Source organism: Streptomyces sp. NPDC044984 (assembly GCF_040646935.1).
GTDB lineage: Bacteria > Actinomycetota > Actinomycetes > Streptomycetales > Streptomycetaceae > Streptomyces.
In genome coordinates, this window is the sequence record NZ_JBEZBE010000003.1 from 270,245 (window position 1) to 294,782 (window position 24,538).

Here is a 24,538-nt window from a genome sequence, read left to right on the forward strand (position 1 = left end):
TGCTCCCCGCCGGTGGGGGGGAGCACGCCCCCGTCCACTCGCTGCAGTGGGCGGGGGCGATTTGCTTGCCGGGCCGGATACCCTGGAGGGCAGCCCAGATTCGCCCCCGACCCCGAGGACCGACGCCGCCGTGTTCGATACTCTCTCCGACCGCCTCAGCGCGACCTTCAAAAACCTCCGCGGAAAAGGCCGGCTGAGCGAAGCGGACATCGACGCCACGGCGCGTGAGATCCGCATCGCCCTCCTCGAAGCGGACGTGGCCCTGCCCGTCGTCCGGGCCTTCATCAAGAACGTGAAGGAGAGGTCGCTCGGCGCCGAGGTCTCCAAGGCGCTGAACCCGGCGCAGCAGGTGCTCAAGATCGTCAACGACGAATTGGTCACCATCCTCGGCGGCGAGACCCGCCGCCTGCGCTTCGCCAAGCAGCCGCCCACCGTGATCATGCTGGCCGGTCTGCAGGGTGCCGGCAAGACCACCCTCGCGGGCAAGCTCGGCCGCTGGCTGAAGGAGCAGGGCCACTCGCCGGTGCTGGTCGCCGCCGACCTCCAGCGCCCCAACGCCGTCAACCAGCTGAGCGTCGTCGCCGAGCGCGCGGGCGTCGCCGTCTACGCGCCCGAGCCGGGCAACGGCGTGGGCGACCCGGTGAAGGTCGCCAAGGACTCCATCGACTTCGCGAGGACCAAGGTCCACGACATCGTGATCGTGGACACCGCCGGCCGCCTGGGCATCGACCAGGAGATGATGCAGCAGGCCGCGGACATCCGCGACGCCGTCAGCCCCGACGAGATCCTGTTCGTCGTCGACGCGATGATCGGTCAGGACGCGGTCAACACCGCCGAGGCCTTCCGCGACGGCGTCGGCTTCGACGGCGTGGTGCTCTCCAAGCTCGACGGTGACGCGCGCGGTGGTGCGGCGCTGTCGATCCGGCAGGTCACCGGCAAGCCGATCATGTTCGCGTCCAACGGTGAGAAGCTCGACGACTTCGACGCCTTCCACCCGGACCGGATGGCCTCCCGCATCCTCGACATGGGTGACCTGCTCACCCTGATCGAGCAGGCGGAGAAGACGTTCAGCCAGGAAGAGGCCGAGAAAATGGCCTCCAAGCTGGCGTCGAAGAAGGGCCAGGACTTCACCCTGGACGACTTCCTGGCCCAGATGGAGCAGGTCAGGAAGATGGGCAGCATCTCCAAGCTGCTCGGCATGCTCCCCGGCATGGGCCAGATCAAGGACCAGATCAACAACCTGGACGAGCGGGACGTCGACCGCACCGCCGCGATCATCAAGTCGATGACCCCGGCCGAGCGACAGGAGCCGACGATCATCAACGGCTCGCGCCGTGCCCGTATCGCCAAGGGTTCCGGTGTCGAGGTCAGCGCGGTGAAGAACCTGGTCGAGCGGTTCTTCGAGGCCCGCAAGATGATGTCCCGCATGGCTCAGGGCGGCGGCATGCCCGGGATGCCCGGGATGCCCGGCATGGGTGGCGGTCCGGGCCGGCAGAAGAAGAAGCAGAAGCAGGCCAAGGGCAAGCAGCGCTCCGGCAACCCGATGAAGCGCAAGCAGCAGGAGCAGGAGGAGGCCGCGCGCCGCGCCGCCGCCGCGGAGGGCGGCAACGCCTTCGGACTGCCGCAGCAGGGCGGCAAGGACTTCGAGCTGCCCGACGAGTTCAAGAAGTTCATGGGCTGAGAGCCCGTCGTACGCCACCGGGGCGTCCCCTCATCCCAGGGGGCGCCCCGGTGGCGTGTCTCAGGGAACGCGCGCGACGAGGTACCGGAACACGTTCGGCATCCACACGGTCCCGTCCTGCCGCTGGTACGGGTGCAGGGCCTCCGCCAGCTCCTTGTCGACCTGCACCTGGTCCGTGGCCGTGACCGCCGGGTCGAACAGCCCGGTCGACTTCAGCCCCCGTACCGCGCTGTCCGCGTCGGCGTAGCCGAAGGGGCAGGCCACCCGCCCGGAGCCGTCCGGCCGCAGCCCCGCCCGCGCGGCGACCCGCTCCAGGTCGTCGCGGTCCGTGGGGCGCCAGGTGCCCGCGCCGCGCAGCGGCTCCGCCAGCTTGGTGGCCACCCGGAGCACGGACGCCGTGGCGCACCGCTCCGGCGGACCCCAGCCGGCCAGCACCACGGCCGCTCCGCGCCCGGCGAGCGGCACCGCCTCGGCGAGCAGATCGGCCAGCCCCTCCGCGTCGCCCGCGAGGCAGCCGATCGGCTCGAAGGCGGTCACCACGGTGTACGCGTCCGCGCGGGCGGCCTGTGCGGGCGCGCCGTGCACGATCCGGGTGTCGTCACGCGCGCGTGCGTCCCGCTCGTCGGGCAGCAACCGCTCCCGCGCGAGGGCCAGCCGGTCGGCACAGGTGTCGACACCGGTGACCGCGGCGCCGCGCGAGGCCGCCATCAGCAGGGCCAGCCCGGAACCGCAGCCGAGGCCGAGCAGTCGTGTCGCGGGTCCCACGTCCAGTCGCTCGTAGACGGCCTCGTAGAGCGGCACGAGCATCCGCTCCTGGATCTCGGACCAGTCACGCGCGCGTGCACGCAGGTCCACACGGGGGACGGCCCCCGTGCGAGGCGGGTGCTGTCGCACGAGCGTAGGTGTCATAGGTAAGCGCCCCAATCAGCCGAGAGTTGCCGCAGTGCCCCATTCCCTGGCCCCCGTGCAGTGCGCCCCGCACACCCCCCGTATGCCAGGAAACTCCGCCCTCGTCGTGTCGTCCAGTGGAATGCAGCGGCGGCTTGGTAGTCGCCTGTGCCAGTGGCAAGAATTCATGTTCCGGTAATCCCGGTCCGCCTGTTCCGCCATGGCGAAGGCACCCGTACGCCGATTCCGGCCAAGGTCGACGAAGCCGGGAGCGGCTTGCGGCGGGGCGATGCGCGACCGCGAGGGCGGACCCGGTAACGTCGCGCCCGTGGCGTGCCCGCCGAGCCGGACGTCGTGTCCCCGCGAGAGCGGCCGAAACGCCTCTTGCACATCCGCGAGCCTCACCCGCACCGGCGCGCCGAGACCGCTTACGCGCGGGGGCGTACGTCAGCCTACGCACCACCTTGAGGTGAGCTGCGAGGCTTCTCCGCAGATCAGCGCACCCGTACTCGTCAGGACGCATCAGCGGCAACTGACGGGTACGTGCAAATTATTTGGGATGCCCCGGAATCGGAACACAGGGCCACCCAGGCTCGTTGTCGTTACGTGAGCACGACACAGACACCACCTGTTCTCGCCGCAGAGCTGGCGCAGGCGTGGGCCGACATTCAGCGGTACCACCCCGAGCTGCCCGATCTTGCCGCGCCCGAGTCCCTGATCGGGGAGTCGTCGTCCGCGTGCGGTCACGAACTCTCCTTCGAACGACTGCTGCACGAGGCAGTCCACGGCGTCGCCGCCGCGCGCGGCGTGCGCGACACATCCCGCGCCGGCCGCTACCACAACCGCAGATTCCTCGCGATCGCCGAGGAACTGGGCCTGGACCACCCCGAGGAGCCGCACCCCAGCAGCGGCTTCTCACTGGTCACGCTCACTCCCGAGGCGAAGCGCCGCTACCGTCCGACGACGGAACGCCTCCAGCGCGCCCTGAAGGCCCACTCCGCGGCGACCGCGGGCGACACGGCCCGCAGCTTCCGCGGCCCGGCCGCCCGGCACGGCTCCTCCGGGGGCGGCGTCCGCGTCAAGGCCGTCTGCGACTGCGGCCGCAACGTCCGCGTCGTTCCCTCGGTCCTCGCCCAGGCCCCCATCGTCTGCGGCGGCTGCGGGAAACCCTTCCGGATCCCGGAAGTGGTGGCGGCGGCGAGCTGATCGTCTCCGGCATCTCGTGGGTGCCGGAGACGCGGGGTGCCGTCGCACGCACCGCCTCCGCGGGCAGTCGTACCTCCCCCAGTGCCTTGAAGGCCTGGGAGGTACCCCCGGGGCGATGGGGGTCCTCCCGCTCGAGCGAAGCCGAGAGCGGGGGAGGGCGGGCGCGACGGCACCCCGCAAGCGCCGGGCCGCGTGAACATTCCCGGCCCGCACCGACGCAGGGCACCTCACAAGGTGCCGGGCGCCCGTCGAGCGCGCCCACCCCTCGGTCAACTCCGTCCCACAGGGTGTGGCACAATAGCTAGCTGTACTCGACAGCCGCACAGGACCCCTCTCTCCTCCGGCTGACGCGTCCATCGGGCACTCGGGTACCGCAACCCCACGCGGCACATCCCGTCGTGCCCAACCACGTCAAATTCAGGAGAGTCCACTCCCGTGGCAGTCAAGATCAAGCTGAAGCGTCTGGGCAAGATCCGTTCGCCTCACTACCGCATCGTCGTCGCCGACTCCCGTACCCGCCGTGACGGCCGGGCCATCGAGGAGATCGGCAAGTACCACCCGACGTACAACCCGTCGGTGATGGAGGTCGACGCCGAGCGCGTGGCGTACTGGCTCGGTGTCGGCGCCCAGCCGACCGAGCCCGTGCTCGCCATCCTGAAGAAGACCGGCGACTGGCAGAAGTTCAAGGGCGAGCCCGCCCCGGCTCCGCTGCTGCAGCAGGCCGAGAAGCCCGCCCGCCCGTCCTTCGAGGCGCTCGGCGGCGAGGACGAGGGCAAGGGTGAGGCGATCACCCAGAAGAAGAAGGCTGAGAAGAAGGACGAGGCCGCCGCCGAGTCCGCGTCGACCGAGGCCTGAGCATGCTCGAGGAGGCTCTCGAGCACCTCGTGAAGGGCATCGTCGACAACCCTGACGATGTGCAGGTCGCCTCGCGCGACCTGCGCCGCGGGCGGGTGCTCGAGGTCCGGGTCCACCCGGACGACCTCGGCAAGGTGATCGGCCGCAACGGCCGCACCGCACGCGCTCTGCGTACCGTCGTGGGCGCTATCGGCGGCCGCGGTGTCCGCGTCGACCTCGTCGACGTGGACCACGTCCGCTGACGCCGAACGCAGCACCGGCTCGGGCCGGGGAAGGCCACTGGGCCGTCCCCGGCCCGCAGTCGTACGAGCCGTGAGCGGCTCGTCGCAGTTCGACAGGAGATCAAGCACAGTGCAGCTGGTAGTCGCGCGCATCGGCCGCGCCCATGGCATCAAGGGCGAGGTCACCGTGGAGGTCCGCACCGACGAACCGGAGCTGAGGCTCGGGCCCGGCGCCGTCCTGGCCACCGACCCCGCCTCCGTCGGGCCGCTCACCATCGAGACCGGCCGCGTCCACAGCGGCCGCCTCCTGCTGCGCTTCGAGGGCGTCCACGACCGCAACGGCGCCGAGGCCCTGCGCAACACCCTCCTCATCGCCGACGTCGACCCGGACGAGCGGCCCGAGGACGAGGACGAGTACTACGACCACCAGCTGATCGACCTCGACGTCGTCACGAAGGACGGTGAGCAGGTCGGCCGGATCACCGAGATCTCGCACCTGCCCACCCAGGACCTCTTCGTGGTCGAGCGCCCCGACGGCACCGAGGTGTACGTGCCGTTCGTCGAGGAGATCGTCACCGAGATCGACCTGGAGGAGCAGCGGGCGGTCATCGACCCGCCGCCCGGTCTGATCGACGACCGCGCGGAGGTCGCCTCCTCCCGGGACTCCGGAGACGAGGCGTGATGCGGCTCGACGTCGTCACGATCTTCCCGGAGTACCTGGAACCGCTGAACGTCTCCCTCGTGGGCAAGGCACGCGCGCGCGGACAGCTGAACGTGCACGTGCACGACCTGCGCGACTGGACCTACGACCGGCACAACACCGTCGACGACACCCCGTACGGCGGTGGCCCCGGCATGGTCATGAAGACCGAGCCGTGGGGCGACGCGCTCGACTCGGTCCTGGCGGACGGCTACGAGACCGGCTCCCGCGAGCCGGCCCTGATCGTCCCCACTCCCAGCGGCCGTCCCTTCACCCAGGAACTCGCGGTCCAGCTCTCCGAGCGCCCCTGGCTGGTCTTCACCCCGGCCCGCTACGAGGGCATCGACCGCCGCGTCATCGACGAGTACGCCACCCGGATGCCCGTGTACGAGGTGTCCATCGGCGACTACGTCCTGGCCGGCGGCGAGGCGGCGGTCCTCGTCGTCACGGAGGCCGTCGCACGGCTGCTCCCCGGCGTCCTCGGCAACGCCGAGTCGCACCGCGACGACTCCTTCGCCCCCGGAGCCATGGCGAGCCTCCTGGAGGGGCCCGTCCACACCAAGCCGCCGCAGTGGCGCGGGCGCGGCATCCCGGACGTGCTGCTCAGCGGCCACCACGGGAAGATCGCCCGCTGGCGGCGCGACGAGGCGCTGCGCCGGACCACCGCCCACCGGCCCGACCTCATCGAGCGCTGCGCCCCCGAGGCCTTCGACAAGAAGGACCGCGAGATGCTGTCCATCCTGGGCTGGGAACCGGATCCCGCCGGCGAGCCGTACGGCCGATTTTGGCGCAGGACCGACGGCGTGGAAGAATAGGCCGCTGCTGTGCGTAGTCCGGCGTGCGCCCCTGCCGCAGGGGGACACGACGCCCGTCCCGAAACGCGCGGCTCTGACTCCAGCCTCTAGTTGCCGTTGATGACCTGCGGCATCAGCGAAGAAAGCAGACGAAATGTCTCACCTGCTCGACTCCGTCGACTCCGCGTCGCTGCGCAGCGACGTCCCCGCCTTCCGCCCCGGCGACACCGTCAACGTCCACGTGCGCGTCATCGAGGGCAACCGCTCCCGTGTGCAGCAGTTCAAGGGCGTGGTCATCCGCCGCCAGGGCGCCGGCGTGCGCGAGACCTTCACGGTCCGCAAGGTCTCCTTCTCCGTCGGCGTCGAGCGCACCTTCCCGGTGCACACCCCGATCGTGGAGAAGATCGAGCTCGTCACCCGCGGTGACGTCCGTCGCGCCAAGCTGTACTACCTGCGCGAGCTGCGCGGCAAGGCGGCGAAGATCAAGGAGAAGCGCGAGAACTGAGCGCTTTACCGGCGTCATATCGCGGCCGGATAGCATCTGGCCCCGATGGACGCCGAAGCACAGCCGACGGAGCGCGACCGCTCCCTCCCCCCGGCCGGACCCGAGAACACCTCGGGGACGGCGGGGCCGGAGGGGCGGTCGCGTTCCGCTTTGGTGTCGCGCCTCACGCGATGGCTGCCCGGCGGGCGGATTACCCTGACCCTGTTGCTCTGTCTGCTGTTCCTGCTGGCGTTGAACACGTTCGTGGCACGGCCGTTCCAGATCCCCAGCGGATCGATGGAACACGGATTGAGGGTCGGGGACCGCGTGCTCGTAAACAAGTTGGCGTACCGCTTCGGCGCCGGGCCGCACCGCGGTGACGTGGTGGTGTTCGACGGCACCGGGTATTTCGGCGACGCCGACTACGTCAAACGGGTCGTCGGGGTGGGCGGGGACCACGTGGTCTGCTGCGACGGGGAGGGGAGGCTCCGGGTGAACGGCCGGTCGGTCGACGAGTCGGGCTTCCTGTTCCCCGGCGACACTCCCTCCACGGTCTCCTTCGACGTCGTCGTGCCCGACGGGCGCCTGTTCGTCCTCGGGGACCACCGCAGCGATTCGAGCGACTCCCGTGACCACCTCGGCTCGCCCGGCGGAGGCATGATCCCGGTCGACAGCGTGATCGGGCGCGTCGACGGGATCGTCTGGCCCTTCGGCCGCGCCACCCGGCTGCACCGGCCCGACGCCTACGCGCGGGTGCCCGCCCCGGCGACGAGCGTGGCGGAGGGCACCCATGGGTAACCGCGGCAAACCGCGCGGCGCCCCGGACAGCGCCGCGGAGAACCTGCTGCCCACCGGCTCCCGCCGCGCGTCCGGGCCGGCCCCAGGGCGCAGCCGGGCCGAACGGCGCAAGCTCCAGCGCAAGGTCAAGCGGCGCCGCAGGCGCAGCGCCGTCAAGGAGATCCCCCTCCTCGTGGGTGTCGCCGTCGTGATAGCGCTGGTGCTGAAGACGTTCCTCGTCCAGGCCTTCGTCATCCCGTCCGGCTCCATGGAACAGACGATCCGGATCGGCGACCGGGTGCTGGTCGACAAGCTCACCCCGTGGTTCGGCTCCAAGCCGCAGCGCGGGGACGTCGTCGTGTTCAAGGACCCCGGCGGCTGGCTCCAGGACGAGCAGCCCACGCCGCGGAAGGACGACCCCGTCGGGATCAAGCAGATCAAGGACGGGCTCACCTTCATCGGACTGCTGCCGTCCGAGAACGAGAAGGACCTGATCAAGCGGGTCGTCGGCGTCGGCGGCGACCGCGTCCAGTGCTGCGACGAGCAGGGCCGGGTCACCGTCAACGGCGTTCCCCTGAACGAGGACTACCTGTATCCCGGCAACGCCCCGTCCACGACCCCGTTCGACGTCACCGTCCCCGAGGGGCGGCTGTGGGTGATGGGCGACCACCGCGCGAACTCCGCCGACTCCCGCTCCCACCAGGACACCGACTACGGGGGCACCGTCTCCGAGGACGAGGTGGTGGGCCGGGCCGTGGTCATCGCCTGGCCGCTCGGCCACTGGAGCACGCTGGAGGAGCCGACGACCTACGCGTCCGTGTCGGACTCGGCGTCCGGGTCGACCGCTGCCGCCCCGCTGTCGCATAGGGTTGCCCCGGACGATCCCGATGGAATGGTCCAGCTCCCGAGCCCTGCGGAACTCCCGCTCGTTATGGGAGTGGTGGGCCTGCGCCGGGCATGGTGCGGGCGGCGGCAGAGAGTGAGGAGTTGGCGTGGGGGATGCGGCGGTTGGCGCACGGTCCGGGCGCGAGGGCGAGGAGCACCGCGGGCGTCCCGTGGGAGCGGCGGGTCCGGCCGCTGACGACTTCGTGACCTCCGGGAACGACTCCTCGGCGGGTGGCGGCGACGGACCCGGGGACGATCAGCCCCCCACGGCGCGAGGCGGTTCGGGCGACGGCACCCCGCAGGCGAAGCAGCCCCGCTCCTTCTGGAAGGAACTGCCGATCCTGATCGGTATCGCGCTGGTGCTGGCGCTGCTGATCAAGACGTTCCTGGTGCAGGCGTTCTCCATTCCCTCCGACTCGATGCAGAACACCCTCCAGCAGGGCGACCGGGTGCTCGTCGACAAGCTCACCCCCTGGTTCGGCTCCGAGCCCGAGCGCGGTGAGGTCGTCGTCTTCCACGACCCCGACAACTGGCTGGCCGGCGAGCCGACGCCCGACCCGAACCTCCTGCAGAAGGCCCTCAGCTGGATCGGTCTGATGCCGTCCGCGGAGGAGAAGGACCTGATCAAGCGGGTCGTCGGAGTCGGCGGTGACACGATCGAGTGCAAGGGCACCGGCCCGCTGAAGGTCAACGGCACGGCGCTGAACGAGCCGTACGTGTATCCGGGCAACACCCCGTGCAGCCAGGACGACCAGGGCGGCCAGTTCAAGGTGAAGGTCCCCGAGGGCCACATCTGGGTCATGGGCGACCACCGGCAGAACTCCCGGGACTCCCGCTACAACCAGGCCGACAAGAACCACGGCATGGTTCCCGTGGACAAGGTCGTCGGCCGCGCCGTCGTCATCGCCTGGCCCATCAACCGCTGGACCAACCTGCCCGTCCCGGACACCTTCGACCAGCCCGGCCTGGCCGCCGGACCGTCGTCCGCCGCGGTCCTGACGGCCGCGCCCCAGGGACTCGCGCTCGCGGGCGCGGTGCCGCTGGTGCTCTGGCGGCGCCGGCGGTACGGCGCCGGAGAGGGCCGCCGGGAGGGCTGACCCGGTCCGGTACCGCCGGGTAGGGTGCCGCCCATGAGTGGTCAGAGCACGACGCGCACGGTCCCCGGCAACGGCGGCCCGGGCACCGCCCGGGCGGGTGGCCGGACCGGGCAGCGGCTGTCCGGGCTGGCCGTGGCCCTGGGCATGGTGCTGTTCCTCGGCGGATTCGTCTGGGGAGCGCTGCTGTACCGGCCGTACACCGTGCCCACCCCGTCGATGGCGCCGACGATCGGTGCCGGTGACCGGGTACTGGCCGAGCTCATCGACGGTGGCGACGTCCGCCGCGGTGACGTCATCGTCTTCACGGACGCGACCTGGTCGAACACCCCCATGGTGAAGCGGGTGGTCGCCGTCGGCGGTGACACGGTCTCCTGCTGCCGGGACGGCAAGCTGGAGGTCAACGGCAAGGAGATCGACGAGCCGTATCTCGCCGGGGGTACGGCGGCCGAGTTCGGTTCCATTCCCGAGGTGACCGTGCCGGAGGGGCGCCTGTTCCTGCTCGGTGACGAGCGCTCCGGGTCGCTGGACTCCACGGCCCATCTGACCGACGCCGCTGGCGGCACCGTCTCCCGTGGCGCGGTCCAGGCCAGGGTCGACGCCGTGGTCTGGCCGATGAACGGCATGCTCGAGGCGCCCACCGGCTTCGAACAGCTCGGTGCGCTCTCCTCGCCGGGGCCGCTCAGGACCGTCGTCGCGCTGGTGATCGCCGGTGCCGTGCTCATTCTCGGCGGGGCCGCGTACGGTCCCTTCGCCAAGCGGGCGGGCGCGTCCCGGACCCGGGCCGACGCGGGGACCGCCGGTGCCCGCTGAGCCCGTCCCGGCGGCCGAGGACTCCTGCACGGGCGGACTGCGCAGGGTCGCCCGGGTCGTCCTGCTCGATCCGCGGGACCGCATCCTGCTGCTGCACGGCCATGAACCGGACGACCCGGCCGACGACTGGTGGTTCACGCCCGGCGGCGGCGTGGAGGGCGACGAGACCCGTGAACAGGCCGCCCTGCGGGAACTCGCCGAGGAGACCGGCATCACCGAGGTCGAGCTCGGACCCGTGCTGTGGCGGCGGAGGTGCTCCTTCCCGTTCGCCGGCCGCCGCTGGGACCAGGACGAGTGGTACTACCTCGCCCGCACCACCCGGACCGCGACCGCACCCACGGCGCTGACCGAGCTGGAGCGGCGCAGTGTCGCCGGAGCACGCTGGTGGACGTGCCCGGAACTCGCCCGGGCACATGAGACGGTGTATCCGACCAGACTCGCCGAGCTGCTGCGCACGCTGCTCGTCGAAGGTCCCCCGGCCGGACCCGTGACCCTGGACACCGAAATCGTCCAGTGACTCCCGGGACTGGCGCACAATGGTGGGATCGCACGGCTGAAGGGGAACATGCCATGAGCGCCGAGGACCTCGAGAAGTACGAGACCGAGATGGAGCTCAAGCTCTACCGGGAGTACCGCGATGTCGTCGGTCTGTTCAAATACGTGATCGAGACCGAGCGGCGTTTCTATCTCACCAACGACTACGAGATGCAGGTGCACTCGGTCCAGGGCGAGGTGTTCTTCGAGGTGACGATGGCGGACGCCTGGGTCTGGGACATGTACCGGCCGGCCCGGTTCGTGAAGCAGGTGCGCGTTCTGACGTTCAAGGACGTGAACATCGAGGAGCTCAACAAGAGCGATCTGGAGCTGCCGGGCGGGTGACCGGCACACTCGTGCGGGTGACGGAGTTGTCCACAGTCGCCGAGTTCTGCACCAAGATCCACTTCATCGGGCGGGATGCGTGACGGTTGGCGCCGGAGGTGGTGCCGACATGAACGCACGGAACGCACAGAACACGCGGAACGCACAGAACACACGGAACGTACGGAACGCACAGAACGCGCATCAGGCACGCAGCGCACTCGGCAGGTACGGCGAGACACTGGCCGCACGGCGGCTGACCCAGTGCGGGATGACGGTCCTGCAGCGCAACTGGCGCTGCGGCAGGACCGGCGAGATCGACATCGTGGCCCGGGACGGGGACGCCCTGGTCGTCTGCGAGGTGAAGACCCGCAGGGCAGGACCCTTCCAGCACCCCATGGAGGCGGTCACGCCGGGCAAGGTCGACCGCCTGCGGGATCTCGCCGAACGCTGGCTCCGGGAACACGGGGGAGCGCCGCCCGGCGGGGTCCGCGTCGACCTGGTCGGCGTGCTGCTGCCGGCCCGCGGCGCACCCGTGGTCGAGCACGTCCGGGGGGTGGCCTGACATGGGGTTCGCGCGCACGTGCTCGGTGACGCTGGTGGGCGTCGAGGGCGTGGTCGTGGAGGTCCAGGCCGACCTGGAGCCCGGGATCGCGGCCTTCACCCTGGTGGGGCTGCCGGACAAGAGCCTGACGGAGAGCAGGGACCGGGTCAGGGCGGCCGTGGTGAACTCCGGCGGCGAGTGGCCGCAGAAGAAACTCACCGTGGGACTCAGCCCGGCGTCGGTCCCGAAGGCCGGCAGCGGTTTCGACCTGGCGGTCGCCTGCGCCGTGCTCGGCGCCGCCGAGCGGATCGATCCGCGGGTGCTCGGCGACATCGTCATGATCGGCGAACTGGGCCTCGACGGCCGGGTGCGGCCGGTGCGGGGCATCCTGCCCGCCGTACTGGCCGCGGCCGACGCGGGGTACGAGCAGGTGGTGGTGCCCGAGTGCGCCGCCGCCGAGGCCTCGCTGGTGCCGGGCGTCTCCGTCCTGGGCATCCGCAGCCTGCGCCAGCTGATCGCGGTGCTCACCGACGAGCCCGTACCGGAGGAGGACACCGGGGAGCAGGCGTGGCCCGACCCGCTGCTGGCGGGGCTGCGCGCCCCGGGCACCGGAGCGGACACCGGGATGCACGGCGTCGGCGCGGCACCGTACGACCAGGGCCATGACCTCGCGGACGTCGTGGGCCAGCTCGCGGCGCGGACGGCCGTGGAGGTGGCCGCGGCGGGCGGGCACCATCTCTTCCTGGAAGGACCGCCGGGCGCCGGCAAGACCATGCTCGCGGAGCGGCTGCCGTCGATCCTGCCGCCGCTGGACCGGCAGGCCTCGCTCGAGGTGACGGCCGTGCACTCGGTGGCGGGACTGCTCCCCCCGGACAAACCCCTGATCGACACGGCCCCCTACTGCGCCCCGCACCACTCGGCCACCATGCAGGCGCTCGTCGGCGGCGGCCCCGGTACGGCCCGGCCGGGAGCGGTGTCCCTCTCGCATCGAGGCGTGCTCTTTCTGGACGAAACCCCCGAGTTCGGCAGCAAGGCCCTGGACGCCCTGCGGCAGCCGCTGGAGGCCGGGCACGTGATCATCGCGCGCAGCGCCGGTGTCGTGCGCTTCCCGGCGCGCTTCCTGATGGTGCTCGCCGCCAACCCGTGCCCCTGCGGGCGCTTCTCGCGGACGAACGAGCAGTGCGAGTGCCCGCCCTCGGCGATCCGCCGTTACCAGGCCAGGCTGTCCGGGCCGCTGCTCGACCGGGTCGACCTGCGGGTCGAGGTCGACCGCGTCACGCGTGACGCGCTGACGGCGAGCGGCGCCCGGGGTGACAGCACCGCCACGGTCGCCGACCGGGTGCGGACGGCCCGGGACCGCGCCGCGGCGCGGCTCACCGGCACCCCGTGGCGCACCAACGGCGAAGTGCCCGGACGGGAACTGCGCAGCCGCTGGCACGCCGCCCCCGGCGCCATGGACGACGCCGAGCGGAGCCTGGAACGGGGCGTGCTCACCGCCCGGGGACTCGACCGGGTCCTGCGGGTCGCCTGGACCGTCGCCGACCTGGCCGGCCACAAGCGGCCCGACGCCGCGGACGTCGCCCTCGCCCTGCAGCTGCGCACCGGCGTCCCGCGCGGGGTGCCCATGGCCATCGGGGCGGGGGTGTGAGCGCCGTGGACGGACCCGACGGCGAACTGCTCGGCCGGGTCTTCCTCACCCGGGTCATCGAGCCCGGTGACGAGACCGGCGGGCGCTGGGTGCGGGAACTCGGCGTGGACGCCGTGGTGCGACGGCTGCGGGAACGGAGGGATCCGCTGCCGGGAGCGAGCGGCAAGCGGTGGGCCGGGTTGCTGGCCCGGGCGGAGCGGGCCGAACCGTGCAGGGACCTCGCCGTCGCGCGGGACGCCGGGGTGCGCTTCGTGGGTCCCGGCACCCCGCAATGGCCCGGACAGCTCGACGACCTGGGCGACGCCCGGCCGCTCGGGCTGTGGGTGCGCGGGGGAGCGGACCTGCGGATGTGGGCGCTGCGCTCGGTCGCCGTCGTCGGCGCCCGTGCCTGCACCGAGTACGGCGCGCACATGGCCGCCACCCTCTCCGCCGGCCTCGCCGAACGCGGTTGGATCGTGGTCTCCGGTGGCGCCTACGGAATCGACGGCGCCGCCCACCGCGGCGCCCTCGGCGCGGGCGGCGCCACCATCGCCGTACTCGCCTGCGGAGTCGACCGGCCCTACCCGCGCGGCCACACCGGGCTGATCGGCAGAATCGCGGAACAGGGCCTCGTGGTCGGCGAGTTGCCGCCCGGCGATCACCCGACACCGAGCAGATTCATCCTCCGCAACAGAGTGATCGCCGCGCTCACCCGGGGCACCGTCGTCGTCGAGGCCGCCCACCGCAGCGGCTCCCTGGTGACCGCCCGGGCGGCCCAGCGGCTGGGACGCCACACGATGGGGGTGCCGGGGCCGGCCACCAGCGGGCTCTCCGCCGGGGTGCACGAACTGCTGCGGCAGGACGCGGTGCTGGTCACCGATGCCGCCGAGGTCGTCGAGCTGGTCGGCGACATGGGCGAACTCGCGCCGGAACGCCGGGGACCGGTGCTGCCCCGGGACCTGCTCGACCCGGCCGGACGGCAGGTCCTCGCCGCGCTGCCGGGGCGCGGAACGACCCGGCCGGAGGAGATCGCGCTCACCGCGCAGACCACCCCGGACGACGCGATCGCGAGACTGTACGAACTACGAGCACTTGGTTACGTCGAACGACACGGCGACGGCTGGAAGTTGACGCGCCAGGCGATGACGCCGGTCCGGGACGGCCCCGAGCCTCGCTGACACAGCGTGTTCGGCCGTCCGGGGGAACCCCCACACCCCTTGAAATCCACGTCAGTTGGGCCACCCCGTCGATCACTCAGAGCGACGGGTGTGCCCCGGCGGGACGGCACCCGGAACGAATCTGCGCACGGCCCTACCTCGCTTCTTCGCACACCGCGACGCCTCAGTCACGCTACGCTCACGAGGATCCCGACACGGACAGGCAAGAACAGGCACCCAGACATCGGACAGACGGCGCATCCAGGCAGCACCAGTCCACGGCAGAACGGCACAAGGCGACGAATGCCCCAGCACACCTCCGGGTCCGACCGGGCGGCGATCCCCCCAGCCGCCCGCGACGGTGGCAGCGTGCGGCCGCCCGCTCCCTCGACGCTCGACGAGCTGTGGCGGTCGTACAAGGCGACGGGGGACGAGCGGCTGCGGGAGCAGCTGATCCTGCACTACTCGCCGCTGGTGAAGTACGTCGCCGGCCGGGTCAGTGTGGGGCTGCCGCCCAACGTCGACCAGGCGGACTTCGTCTCCTCCGGGGTCTTCGGGCTGATCGACGCGATCGAGAAGTTCGACGTCGACCGCGAGATCAAGTTCGAGACCTACGCGATCACCCGTATCCGGGGCGCGATGATCGACGAGCTGCGGGCACTGGACTGGATCCCGCGCTCGGTACGGCAGAAGGCGCGCAACGTGGAGCGCGCCTACGCCACGCTGGAGGCGCGGTTGCGGCGCACCCCCTCCGAGAGCGAGGTCGCCGACGAGATGGGCATCACGGTGGCCGAGCTGCACGCGGTTTTCAGCCAGTTGTCGCTGGCGAACGTCGTCGCCCTGGAGGAGCTGCTGCACGCCGGGGGCGACAGCGGCGACCAGCTGAGCTTCATGGACACCCTGGAGGACACCGCCGCCGACAACCCGGTGGAGGTGGCCGAGGACCGGGAGCTGCGGAGGTTCCTGGCGCGGGCCATCAACACACTGCCCGAGCGGGAGAAGACGGTGGTCACCCTGTACTACTACGAAGGGCTCACCCTCGCCGAGATCGGCAACGTGCTGGGCGTGACCGAGAGCCGGGTCAGCCAGATCCACACCAAGTCCGTGCTGCAGCTGCGCGCGAAGCTGGCGGGTTTCGGCCGCTGAGCCGTTCCGGCGGAGAGCCGGCCGATCCCCTGGCCGCCGCGGGCGGGGCGTCCGTAAAGTGGATGACGTGCCAAGGATTCGAGCGGCCTCCGTGGCCGAGCACCGGTCGATGCAGCGAGCCGCCCTGCTGGACGCGGCACGCTCCCTGCTGTCCGAGGGCGGTACGGAGGCGCTGACCTTCCCGGCCCTCGCCGAGCGCACCGGTCTCGCGCGTTCGTCCGTGTACGAGTACTTCCGCTCGCGGGCCGCCGTGGTCGAGGAGCTGTGCGAGGTCGACTTCCCGGTCTGGGCGGCGGAGGTCGAGGCGGCCATGGCGACCGCCGCCGATGCCGAGGCCAAGATCGAGGCGTACGTCCGCAAGCAGCTGGAACTGGTCGGGGACCGGCGGCACCGCGCCGTGGTCGCGATCTCCGCGAGCGAGCTCGACGCGGGTGCGCGCGAGAAGATCCGCGCGGCCCACGGCGGTCTCGTCGCGATGATCGTCGAGGCCCTGGCCGGTCTGGGCCACGCGGAGCCCCGCCTCGCGGCGATGCTCCTCCAGGGCGTGGTCGACGCCGCCGTGCGCCGCATCGAGCTGGGCGCGGCGGAGCACCCGGACGCGATCACGGAGGCGGCGGTCTCGATGGCACTCCGCGGCGTCCGGGGCTGACGGGCGCGTTCCCGGGCCCCGGGCCTTCACCCCGGCCCCGAGTCCTCACTCCGGCACCGGCACCCCCAGCACCGGCAGCAGTCTCGACGGACCCCCGCGCAGGAGCCACGGGGGCAGCAGGGCGAGCGGATTCAGGTAGGTGTCCCCTCTCAGCAGGCCCCAGTGGACGCACGGGGCCGTGCAGTGGGAGCCCGCGGGGGCCACCGTGCCGATCACCTCGCCCGCCGTCACCTCGTCGTCCTCGGTCACCGACGCGCGGACCGGTTGGTAGGTGGTGCGCAACGGGGGGTCGCCCGTGCCGGTGAGCTCCACCGAGACGACACCCTTTCCGGCCACCCGGCCCGCGAAGGAGACCCGGCCCGCAGCCACCGCCCGTACCGGCGTCCCCGGTGGAGACGCCAGGTCCACGCCCCGGTGCCCGCGCCCGTACACCGTCGCCGGCGGTTCCCAGCCGCGCAGCACCCGCGGCCGTGCCCCCACCGGCCACGCCCGTCCGACGGCCGGCGTCCCGGCGTCCTCGCCCGTCGGCGCCACCGCCCCCGCCCCGGCCGCGGACAGGCCCGGCGGCGGCGGGGCCAGCAGCGCCGCCAGGGTCAGGACCACCAGAAGGACCAGTCGCGTACACGCCCTCGTGAATGCACTCTTTCGCATGCCGCGAGCCTTCCGGACATCCGTGATCACCGCCCGGACCTGTGGACCACCGGCCGTTTGTGGACAACGGCGTCACCCGGCGCCTCCCGGGTCCCGTACACTTCTGGTGGCGACCCGGGCCACCGGGTCGACTTCGCACGCCCCGACATCAGGACCGGTCACGGCCGGGCTCCGGATGTCAGCGCCCCTCGGTCCTTCGTGGCAACGGCGCGTCGTGGGCGTCAGGCGCGGGAGCCGTCCGGCATCCGCGGCACAACCGAGAAATTCAAGGAGATACGGCCATGGCCGTCGTCACGATGCGGGAGCTGCTGGAGAGCGGCGTCCACTTCGGTCACCAGACCCGTCGCTGGAACCCGAAGATGAAGCGCTTCATCTTCACCGAGCGCAACGGCATCTACATCATCGACCTGCTCCAGTCGCTGTCGTACATCGACCGCGCCTACGAGTTCGTCAAGGAGACCGTCGCCCACGGCGGCACGGTCATGTTCGTCGGCACGAAGAAGCAGGCGCAGGAGGCCATCGCCGAGCAGGCCACCCGCGTCGGCATGCCCTACGTCAACCAGCGCTGGCTGGGCGGCATGCTCACCAACTTCTCGACCGTCTACAAGCGTCTGCAGCGCCTCAAGGAGCTCGAGCAGATCGACTTCGAGGACGTGGCCGCCTCCGGCCTCACCAAGAAGGAGCTGCTGGTCCTCTCCCGCGAGAAGGCCAAGCTGGAGAAGACCCTCGGCGGTATCCGCGAGATGCAGAAGGTGCCCAGCGCCGTCTGGATCGTGGACACCAAGAAGGAGCACATCGCGGTCGGCGAGGCCCGGAAGCTCAACATCCCGGTCGTCGCCATCCTCGACACCAACTGCGACCCCGACGAGGTCGACTACAAGATCCCGGGCAACGACGACGCGATCCGCTCCGTCACCCTGCTCACCCGCGTGATCGCCGACGCCGTCGCCGAGGGCCTGATGTCCCGCTCCGGTGTCGCCGAGGCCGGCAAGGGTGAGAAGGCCGCCGGCGAGCCGCTGGCCGAGTGGGAGCGCGACCTGCTCGCGGGCGAGAAGAAGGCCGAGGAGGCCGCTCCGGCCGCCGACGCCGAGCAGCCGGCCGAGGCCCCCGCTGCCGAGCAGCCGGCCGAGGCCCCGGCCGCCGAGGCCGCCCCGGCCGCCGAGGCCGAGCAGGCCTGACCGCCCCGTCACAGGCGATGACGGCGGGAGCGGTGACATCGGATCCGCTCCCGCCGTTCACCCGTAGATCGGCGGCGCGTCGCACACCTGCCCTCGAGTAGGTCCTGCGTTCCGCAGATCTCCGAACCTCCAGACTTCGAGAAAGACTCACAGACTCATGGCGAACTACACCGCCGCCGACGTCAAGAAGCTCCGGGAGCTCACCGGCGCCGGCATGATGGACTGCAAGAAGGCGCTGGACGAGGCCGAGGGCAACGTCGAGAAGGCCGTCGAGGCGCTCCGCATCAAGGGCCAGAAGGGCGTCGCCAAGCGCGAGGGCCGCTCCGCCGAGAACGGCGCCGTGGTCTCGATCATCGCCGACGACAACTCCTCCGGCGTCCTCGTCGAGCTGAAGTGCGAGACGGACTTCGTCGCCAAGGGCGACAAGTTCCAGGCCGTGGCCACCGCCATCGCCGAGCACGTCGTCAAGACCTCCCCGGCCGACATCGAGGCCCTGCTCGCCTCCGAGATCGAGGCCGGCAAGACCGTCCAGGCGTTCGTGGACGAGGCCAACGCCAACCTGGGCGAGAAGATCGTCCTGGACCGCTTCGCCCAGTTCGCCGACGGCTACGTGTCGGCGTACATGCACCGCACCATGCCCGACCTGCCGCCGCAGATCGGTGTCCTGGTGGAGTTCGACAAGCCGAACGCCGAGATCGCCAAGGGCGTCGCCCAGCACATCGCCGCCTTCGCGCCGAAGTACCTCTCCAAGGAGGACGTGCCGGCCGAGGTCGTCGAGTCCGAGCGCCGCGTCGCCGAGGAGACCACCCGCGCCGAGGGCAAGCCCGAGGCCGCCCTGCCGAAGATCGTCGAGGGTCGCCTCAACGGCTTCTTCAAGGACGCCACGCTGCTCGGCCAGCCCTACGCGCTGGACAACAAGAAGTCCGTCCAGAAGGTCCTGGACGAGGCCGGTGTCACCCTGAAGCGCTTCACGCGCATCAAGGTCGGCATCTGAGTCCGTACCGCGACGGGCGCGCGACCCCGATAGGGTCGACAGCAGTCGTTCGGACACGCGCACGCGCGCGTGCCGGACGACAGCAGATCTGACGAGGAGGCCATTGCCGCATGGGATGCGAACCACGCCCCACCGGCAATGGCCTTCTTCGTATGTGCAACACGTGAAAGAGGCGGGATCCGACGATGACCACCAAGGCTGAGAAGAGCGACGACGGCAAAGTACGCGGCCGGTTTCTGCTGAAGCTGTCCGGAGAGGCCTTCTCCGGTGGCGGAGGCCTGGGCGTCGATCCCGACGTGGTGCACGCCATCGCGCGTGAGATCGCGGCCGTCGTACGGGACGGCGCGCAGATCGCGATCGTCATCGGCGGCGGGAACTTCTTCCGCGGCGCCGAGCTCCAGGTGCGCGGCATGGACCGCGCGCGCTCCGACTACATGGGCATGCTCGGCACCGTGATGAACTGCCTCGCCCTCCAGGACTTCCTGGAGAAGGAGGGCGTCGACTGCCGCGTGCAGACCGCCATCACCATGGGGCAGGTCGCCGAGCCCTACATCCCGCTGCGCGCCGTACGGCACCTGGAGAAGGGCCGTGTGGTCATCTTCGGCGCCGGTATGGGCATGCCGTACTTCTCCACCGACACCACCGCCGCCCAGCGCGCCCTGGAGATCGACGCCGAGGCGCTGCTCATGGGCAAGAACGGTGTGGACGGCGTCTACGACTCCGACCCGAAGACCAACCCCGACGCCGTGAAGTTCGACGCGCTCGGCTACGGCGAGGTCATCACCCGGGACCTGAAGGTCGCCGACGCCACGGCCGTCACGCTCTGCCGTGACAACAGCCTCCCGATCGTCGTCTTCGAGCTTCTGAAGGAGGGCAATATCGCCCGCGCCGTCAAGGGTGAGAAGATCGGCACGCTGGTGGGCGACCAAGCCGGCCGCAGCTGACCGGGGGATGGACAATGTCCTGCCGGTCGGGAACCGTGCAGGAAGAAGACGCGACGCAGCCGGCCGCCGCCCCTGAAGAGGAACCGCGGCCGGGCCTACTCAAGACACGCAGGAGCAAGTGGTGATCGAAGAGACCCTCCTCGAGGCCGAGGAGAAGATGGAGAAGGCCGTCGTGGTCGCCAAGGAGGACTTCGCCGCGATCCGCACCGGCCGTGCGCACCCGGCGATGTTCAACAAGATCGTGGCCGACTACTACGGCGCGCCGACGCCGATCAACCAGCTGGCCTCGTTCTCCGTGCCCGAGCCGCGCATGGCCGTGGTGACGCCGTTCGACAAGAGCGCGCTGCGCAACATCGAGCAGGCGATCCGCGACTCGGACCTGGGCGTCAACCCGAGCAACGACGGCAACATCATCAGGGTGGTGTTCCCCGAGCTCACCGAGGAGCGCCGCCGTGACTACATCAAGGTCGCCAAGGGCAAGGGTGAGGACGCCAAGGTCTCCATCCGCTCCGTGCGCCGCAAGGCCAAGGACGCCATCGACAAGCTGATCAAGGACGGCGAGGTCGGCGAGGACGAGGGCCGCCGTGCGGAGAAGGAGCTCGACGACACCACCGCGAAGTACGTCGCCCAGGTGGACGAGCTCCTGAAGCACAAGGAAGCGGAGCTGCTCGAGGTCTGATGAACGACTCTTCCTGGGGGACGCCGCAGACCGGGTACTGGGGGCCGTCCGACCACGGGCAAGGCTGGGGGGCCGCTCCGGCGGGTCCCGCGTACGATGCGCACAACGCGCAGCACACGCGTCCCATGCCCATCGTGCCCGACGTACCCGAACACGGCGGAGACCAGGATGTGGACCGGGGGGCCGCTCGGCTGAGCGGCCCCCCGTTCCGAGACGAGCCGACGCGGGCCCGCCCCCTTCCGGGGGAGGTGCCGCAGAATCCGGAGCCCATGCCCGACGCCCCGCAGCCGGCACCCGCACCGCAGAAGAAGAGCGCGGGGCGGGACCTCGGCGCCGCGATAGGCGTCGGCGTCGGACTCGGCGTGGTGATCGTCGCGTCGCTGTTCGTCGTCAAGGCGGTCTTCGTCGGCGTGGTCGCGCTCGCCGTGGTGGTGGGCCTGTGGGAGCTGACGTCGCGGCTGCGGGAGCGCAAGGGCATCAAGGCGCCCCTGGTACCGCTCGCGCTGGGCGGTGCGGCCATGGTCGTCGCCGGGTACGTCCGGGGGGCCGAGGGCGCGTGGGTCGCCGTGGCGCTCACCGCGCTGGCGGTGCTGGTCTGGCGCATGGCGGCGCCGCCCGAGGGCTACCTCAAGGACGTCACGGCGGGCGTCTTCGCGGCGTTCTACGTGCCGTTCCTGGCGACCTTCGTCGCGATGATGCTCACCGCCGACGACGGCCCGTGGCGCGTCCTGACCTTCCTGCTGCTGACGGTCGTCAGCGACACCGGCGCGTACGCGGTCGGCTGGCGCTTCGGCAGGACCAAGCTCGCCCCGCGCATCAGCCCCGGCAAGACCCGCGAGGGCCTGCTGGGCGCGGTGTCGTTCGCGATGGTCGTCGGCGCGCTGTGCATGGAGTTCCTGATCGACGGCGGCAGCTGGTGGCAGGGCCTGCTGCTGGGCCTCGCGGTCGCGGCCAGCGCCACACTGGGCGACCTGGGCGAGTCCATGATCAAGCGGGACCTGGGCATCAAGGACATGGGCACGCTGCTCCCGGGGCACGGGGGCATCATGGACCGCCTGGACTCCCTGCTGCCGACGGCACCGGTGGTGTGGCTGCTGCTGGTGATCTTCGTCGGATCGGGTTGACGGCGAACAGGTACTCTGGAAGGGCTCGCGGTGTACCGCGGGCCCTTCCGTACGTTCCCGCCCCGCGCGGGTCGTCTCCTGGCCCAGGCACAGTGGTGCCGTCGTCCCCGCCCGTGCGGAGTGAGCCAGGCCCCGTCGTCCTGAGGAGTTGCCCGACCGTGGCCCGTCCCGTTCCCGGTGAGCTCACCTTCGTCGCCCCCCGCGGAGCGAAGAAGCCGCCGCGGCACCTCGCCGATCTCACGCCCGCCGAGCGCAAGGAGGCGGTCGCCGCGGCCGGCGAGAAGCCGTTCCGCGCCAAGCAGCTCTCGCAGCACTACTTCGCGCGGTACGCGCACGACCCGGAGCAGTGGACCGACATCCCCGCCGGCTCGCGCGGCAAGCTGCAGGAAGCGCTGCTTCCGGAGCTGATGACGGTCGTCCGGCACCTGTCGACCGACCAGGGCACCACCCGCAAGACGCTGTGGAAGCTGTTCGACGGCACCCTCGTCGAGTCCGTCCTGATGCGCTACCCGGACCGGGTGACGATGTGCATCAGCTCCCAGGCGGGCTGCGGGATGAACTGCCCGTTCTGCGCCACCGGGCAGGCCGGGCTGGACCGCAACCTGTCCACCGCCGAGATCGTGCACCAGATCGTGGACGGGATGCGGGCGCTCCGGGACGGCGAGGTGCCCGGTGGCCCGGCGCGGCTGAGCAACATCGTGTTCATGGGCATGGGCGAGCCGCTCGCCAACTACAACCGGGTCGTGGGCGCCATCCGCCGCCTCACCGACCCCGAGCCGGACGGGCTCGGCCTGTCCCAGCGCGGCATCACCGTGTCCACCGTCGGTCTCGTCCCGGCGATCCACCGGTTCTCCGACGAGGGCTTCAAGTGCCGGCTCGCCATCTCGCTGCACGCCCCCGACGACGAACTGCGCGACACCCTCGTCCCCGTGAACACGCGGTGGAAGGTGCGCGAGGTGCTCGACGCCGGGTTCGAGTACGCGGCCAAGTCGGGGCGGCGGCTGTCCATCGAGTACGCCCTCATCCGGGACATCAACGACCAGGCCTGGCGCGGTGACCGGCTCGGACGGATGCTCAAGGGCCGACCGGTGCACGTCAACCTCATCCCGCTCAACCCCACCCCCGGCTCCAAGTGGACCGCCTCCCGTCCCGAGGACGAGAAGGCGTTCGTGGAGGCGATCGCCGCGCACGGTGTGCCGGTGACGATCCGGGACACCCGTGGACAGGAGATCGACGGGGCGTGTGGTCAGCTCGCCGCGAGCGAGAGGTAATGTGACTCGCGTAAGCCAGAGGTAAGCACATCTTCATATTCCGACAGGGGAGCGCCACAGCGCTGAGAGTGCGGCACCGGCCGCAGACCCTCCGAACCTGGCCCAGGTCATTCTGGGTAGGGAGATCGGTCATCACTCGAGCTGTTGCGCCCTGCCCGGGACCCCGCAGCGGGGACCCGGGCAGGGCCGCGTCTCTTCCTGGTCACTCCAGGAGGAATCAAGTGGGCATCACCAAGAAGATCACGGTCCTGGCCGTCGGGCTGGGGCTGGTCACGCTGTCCGCGTGCGGGTCGTCCGGCGACGACGACGCGAGCGGTGGCGGGTCCAGGACCGTGACCCTCGTCAGCCACAACTCGTGGGCCGTGTCGAAGGACGTCGTCGCCGCCTTCGAGAAGCAGTCCGGATACAAGCTCAAGGTCCTCGAGGACGGCGACGCCGGGCAGGCCGTGAACAAGGCCGTCCTGACCAAGGACAACCCCCAGGGCGACGTCTTCTTCGGCGTCGACAACACCCTGCTCTCCCGCGCCCTCGACAACGGGCTGTTCCAGCCGTACGAGGCCGAGGGATCGGACGAGGTCCTGCCGGAATACCGGGTGGACCGGGACAAGCACCGGGTCACCCCCGTCGACAGCGGCGACGTCTGCGTCAACTACGACAAGGCGTGGTTCGACGAACACGACCTGACCCCGCCGAAGACCTTCGACGACCTGGTCGAGCCCGAGTACGAGGACCTCCTCGTCGTCGAGAACGCCTCCACCTCCTCGCCCGGCCTCGGCTTCCTGCTCGGCACCGCCGCGCAGTACGGCGACGAGGGCTGGCCGGACTACTGGAAGAAGCTCAAGGCCAACGGCGTCAAGGTGGTCGACGGCTGGGAGCAGGCCTACAACGAGGAGTTCTCCGGCTCGGCCGGCGGCAAGCAGGCCAAGGCCGACCGGCCGCTGGTGGTGTCGTACGCCTCCTCGCCGCCCGCCGAGGTCGTCTACGCCGACCCGAAGCCGGACACCGCGCCCACCGGTGTCGCCGAGGGCACCTGCTTCCGCCAGGTCGAGTACGCGGGCCTGCTGAGCAACGCGAGGAACCCCGAGGGCGGCAAGGCGCTGCTCGACTTCCTGATCAGCAAGCCGTTCCAGGAGGACATGCCGCTCAACATGTTCGTGTACCCGGTGCTGGAGGGCGCCCGGGTGCCCGAGGAGTTCGTGAAGTTCGGGCCGCAGGCGAAGGACCCGCAGACCATGGACCCGGCGAAGATCGCCGACAACCGTGACCAGTGGGTCAAGGCGTGGACCTCGCTCGTACTGAAGTGACGCGGACCGCGGCG

The 24,538-nt window shown here is 71.0% G+C and carries 27 protein-coding genes and 1 riboswitch; of the genes, 25 read left to right on the forward strand and 2 right to left on the reverse strand.

From position 1 onward, the window contains the following. The first annotated feature begins 130 nt into the window (after positions 1-130). Positions 131-1,681 carry a signal recognition particle protein gene (gene ffh, locus AB0A94_RS05095; RefSeq protein WP_361739000.1) on the forward strand — a complete coding sequence of 517 codons (1,551 nt, stop codon included), beginning with the start codon at positions 131-133 and terminating at the stop codon, positions 1,679-1,681. Between the two features lie 60 nt (positions 1,682-1,741). Here the strand turns inward: ffh and AB0A94_RS05100 are convergent, their stop codons facing one another. After that, positions 1,742-2,590 carry a methyltransferase domain-containing protein gene (locus AB0A94_RS05100; RefSeq protein WP_361739003.1) on the reverse strand — a complete coding sequence of 283 codons (849 nt, stop codon included), beginning with the start codon at positions 2,588-2,590 and terminating at the stop codon, positions 1,742-1,744. A gap of 585 nt (positions 2,591-3,175) precedes the next feature. Here AB0A94_RS05100 and AB0A94_RS05105 point away from each other — a divergent pair. From AB0A94_RS05105 to AB0A94_RS05185, 17 genes are all read left to right on the forward strand, one after another. Beyond that, positions 3,176-3,775 carry a hypothetical protein gene (locus AB0A94_RS05105; RefSeq protein ID WP_030866134.1) on the forward strand — a complete coding sequence of 200 codons (600 nt, stop codon included), beginning with the start codon at positions 3,176-3,178 and terminating at the stop codon, positions 3,773-3,775. 435 nt (positions 3,776-4,210) lie between these two features. Beyond that, positions 4,211-4,630, forward strand: coding sequence for a 30S ribosomal protein S16 (gene rpsP / locus AB0A94_RS05110; protein WP_361739006.1), 420 nt, complete (start codon positions 4,211-4,213; stop codon positions 4,628-4,630). 2 nt (positions 4,631-4,632) lie between these two features. Further along, positions 4,633-4,872, forward strand: coding sequence for an RNA-binding protein (locus tag AB0A94_RS05115; RefSeq protein WP_005479813.1), 240 nt, complete (start codon positions 4,633-4,635; stop codon positions 4,870-4,872). Between the two features lie 109 nt (positions 4,873-4,981). Next, entirely contained in the window at positions 4,982-5,533 is a 552-nt protein-coding gene (rimM, locus tag AB0A94_RS05120; protein ID WP_361739009.1) for a ribosome maturation factor RimM, read from the forward strand. Further along, a complete protein-coding gene (gene trmD, locus AB0A94_RS05125) occupies positions 5,533-6,366 on the forward strand; it encodes a tRNA (guanosine(37)-N1)-methyltransferase TrmD (RefSeq protein WP_361739196.1) in 834 nt (277 codons plus the stop codon). The genes rimM and trmD overlap by 1 nt, the downstream gene beginning before the upstream one ends. Positions 6,367-6,499: 133 nt before the next feature. Next, positions 6,500-6,850 (forward strand): 50S ribosomal protein L19, encoded by a 351-nt coding sequence (gene rplS / locus AB0A94_RS05130; RefSeq protein ID WP_004924850.1) that lies wholly within the window; start codon positions 6,500-6,502, stop codon positions 6,848-6,850. Between the two features lie 45 nt (positions 6,851-6,895). Beyond that, a complete protein-coding gene (gene lepB / locus AB0A94_RS05135) occupies positions 6,896-7,627 on the forward strand; it encodes a signal peptidase I (RefSeq protein WP_361739012.1) in 732 nt (243 codons plus the stop codon). After that, positions 7,620-8,687 carry a signal peptidase I gene (gene lepB, locus AB0A94_RS05140; protein ID WP_361739015.1) on the forward strand — a complete coding sequence of 356 codons (1,068 nt, stop codon included), beginning with the start codon at positions 7,620-7,622 and terminating at the stop codon, positions 8,685-8,687. Before lepB (AB0A94_RS05135) ends, lepB (AB0A94_RS05140) begins: the two co-directional genes overlap by 8 nt. Then, positions 8,599-9,588, forward strand: coding sequence for a signal peptidase I (gene lepB, locus AB0A94_RS05145; RefSeq protein ID WP_361739017.1), 990 nt, complete (start codon positions 8,599-8,601; stop codon positions 9,586-9,588). The genes lepB (AB0A94_RS05140) and lepB (AB0A94_RS05145) overlap by 89 nt, the downstream gene beginning before the upstream one ends. Positions 9,589-9,621: 33 nt before the next feature. Beyond that, a complete protein-coding gene (lepB, locus tag AB0A94_RS05150; protein ID WP_361739020.1) occupies positions 9,622-10,398 on the forward strand; it encodes a signal peptidase I in 777 nt (258 codons plus the stop codon). Then, positions 10,388-10,915, forward strand: a complete 528-nt coding sequence (locus tag AB0A94_RS05155) for an NUDIX hydrolase (RefSeq protein WP_361739023.1) — start codon at positions 10,388-10,390, stop codon at positions 10,913-10,915. Before lepB (AB0A94_RS05150) ends, AB0A94_RS05155 begins: the two co-directional genes overlap by 11 nt. A 53-nt stretch (positions 10,916-10,968) precedes the next feature. Further along, positions 10,969-11,277 carry a DUF2469 domain-containing protein gene (locus tag AB0A94_RS05160; RefSeq protein WP_014675276.1) on the forward strand — a complete coding sequence of 103 codons (309 nt, stop codon included), beginning with the start codon at positions 10,969-10,971 and terminating at the stop codon, positions 11,275-11,277. A 79-nt stretch (positions 11,278-11,356) separates the two neighbouring features. Next, positions 11,357-11,821, forward strand: a complete 465-nt coding sequence (locus AB0A94_RS05165) for a YraN family protein (protein ID WP_361739026.1) — start codon at positions 11,357-11,359, stop codon at positions 11,819-11,821. A gap of 1 nt (position 11,822) precedes the next feature. Continuing rightward, a complete protein-coding gene (locus tag AB0A94_RS05170; RefSeq protein ID WP_361739029.1) occupies positions 11,823-13,448 on the forward strand; it encodes a YifB family Mg chelatase-like AAA ATPase in 1,626 nt (541 codons plus the stop codon). After that, positions 13,445-14,605: a DNA-processing protein DprA gene (gene dprA, locus AB0A94_RS05175; protein WP_361739032.1), complete on the forward strand. Its 1,161-nt coding sequence runs from the start codon at positions 13,445-13,447 to the stop codon at positions 14,603-14,605. The genes AB0A94_RS05170 and dprA overlap by 4 nt, the downstream gene beginning before the upstream one ends. Before the next feature lie 282 nt (positions 14,606-14,887). Further along, positions 14,888-15,730, forward strand: a complete 843-nt coding sequence (gene whiG, locus AB0A94_RS05180; protein WP_217128875.1) for an RNA polymerase sigma factor WhiG — start codon at positions 14,888-14,890, stop codon at positions 15,728-15,730. 91 nt (positions 15,731-15,821) lie between these two features. Further along, positions 15,822-16,379, forward strand: coding sequence for a helix-turn-helix domain-containing protein (locus tag AB0A94_RS05185; protein ID WP_361739198.1), 558 nt, complete (start codon positions 15,822-15,824; stop codon positions 16,377-16,379). Positions 16,380-16,424: 45 nt separating this feature from the next. Here AB0A94_RS05185 and AB0A94_RS05190 read toward each other — a convergent pair whose 3' ends face one another. Beyond that, a complete protein-coding gene (locus AB0A94_RS05190) occupies positions 16,425-17,030 on the reverse strand; it encodes a M23 family metallopeptidase (protein ID WP_361739035.1) in 606 nt (201 codons plus the stop codon). Between the two features lie 281 nt (positions 17,031-17,311). Here AB0A94_RS05190 and rpsB point away from each other — a divergent pair, with 281 nt between their 5' ends. The 7 genes from rpsB (at position 17,312) to AB0A94_RS05225 (ending at position 24,524) form a co-directional block, all read left to right on the forward strand. Continuing rightward, positions 17,312-18,208 carry a 30S ribosomal protein S2 gene (gene rpsB, locus AB0A94_RS05195; protein ID WP_361739038.1) on the forward strand — a complete coding sequence of 299 codons (897 nt, stop codon included), beginning with the start codon at positions 17,312-17,314 and terminating at the stop codon, positions 18,206-18,208. Between the two features lie 157 nt (positions 18,209-18,365). Next, entirely contained in the window at positions 18,366-19,202 is an 837-nt protein-coding gene (gene tsf / locus AB0A94_RS05200) for a translation elongation factor Ts (RefSeq protein WP_361739041.1), read from the forward strand. Positions 19,203-19,387: 185 nt separating this feature from the next. Further along, the gene (gene pyrH / locus AB0A94_RS05205) at positions 19,388-20,146 is read left to right on the forward strand and encodes a UMP kinase (RefSeq protein WP_361739044.1); all 759 of its coding nucleotides are present in this window, start codon (positions 19,388-19,390) and stop codon (positions 20,144-20,146) included. A gap of 121 nt (positions 20,147-20,267) precedes the next feature. Next, positions 20,268-20,825, forward strand: a complete 558-nt coding sequence (frr, locus tag AB0A94_RS05210) for a ribosome recycling factor (protein WP_145867003.1) — start codon at positions 20,268-20,270, stop codon at positions 20,823-20,825. Beyond that, entirely contained in the window at positions 20,825-21,949 is a 1,125-nt protein-coding gene (locus tag AB0A94_RS05215) for a phosphatidate cytidylyltransferase (RefSeq protein ID WP_361739047.1), read from the forward strand. Before frr ends, AB0A94_RS05215 begins: the two co-directional genes overlap by 1 nt. A gap of 158 nt (positions 21,950-22,107) precedes the next feature. Beyond that, positions 22,108-23,220: a 23S rRNA (adenine(2503)-C(2))-methyltransferase RlmN gene (gene rlmN / locus AB0A94_RS05220; protein ID WP_361739050.1), complete on the forward strand. Its 1,113-nt coding sequence runs from the start codon at positions 22,108-22,110 to the stop codon at positions 23,218-23,220. Between the two features lie 35 nt (positions 23,221-23,255). Beyond that, a riboswitch (TPP riboswitch) is annotated at positions 23,256-23,361 on the forward strand. 80 nt (positions 23,362-23,441) lie between these two features. Next, on the forward strand, positions 23,442-24,524 hold the full coding sequence (locus AB0A94_RS05225; protein WP_361739053.1) for a thiamine ABC transporter substrate-binding protein: 1,083 nt from the start codon (positions 23,442-23,444) through the stop codon (positions 24,522-24,524). Positions 24,525-24,538: the final 14 nt, after the last annotated feature.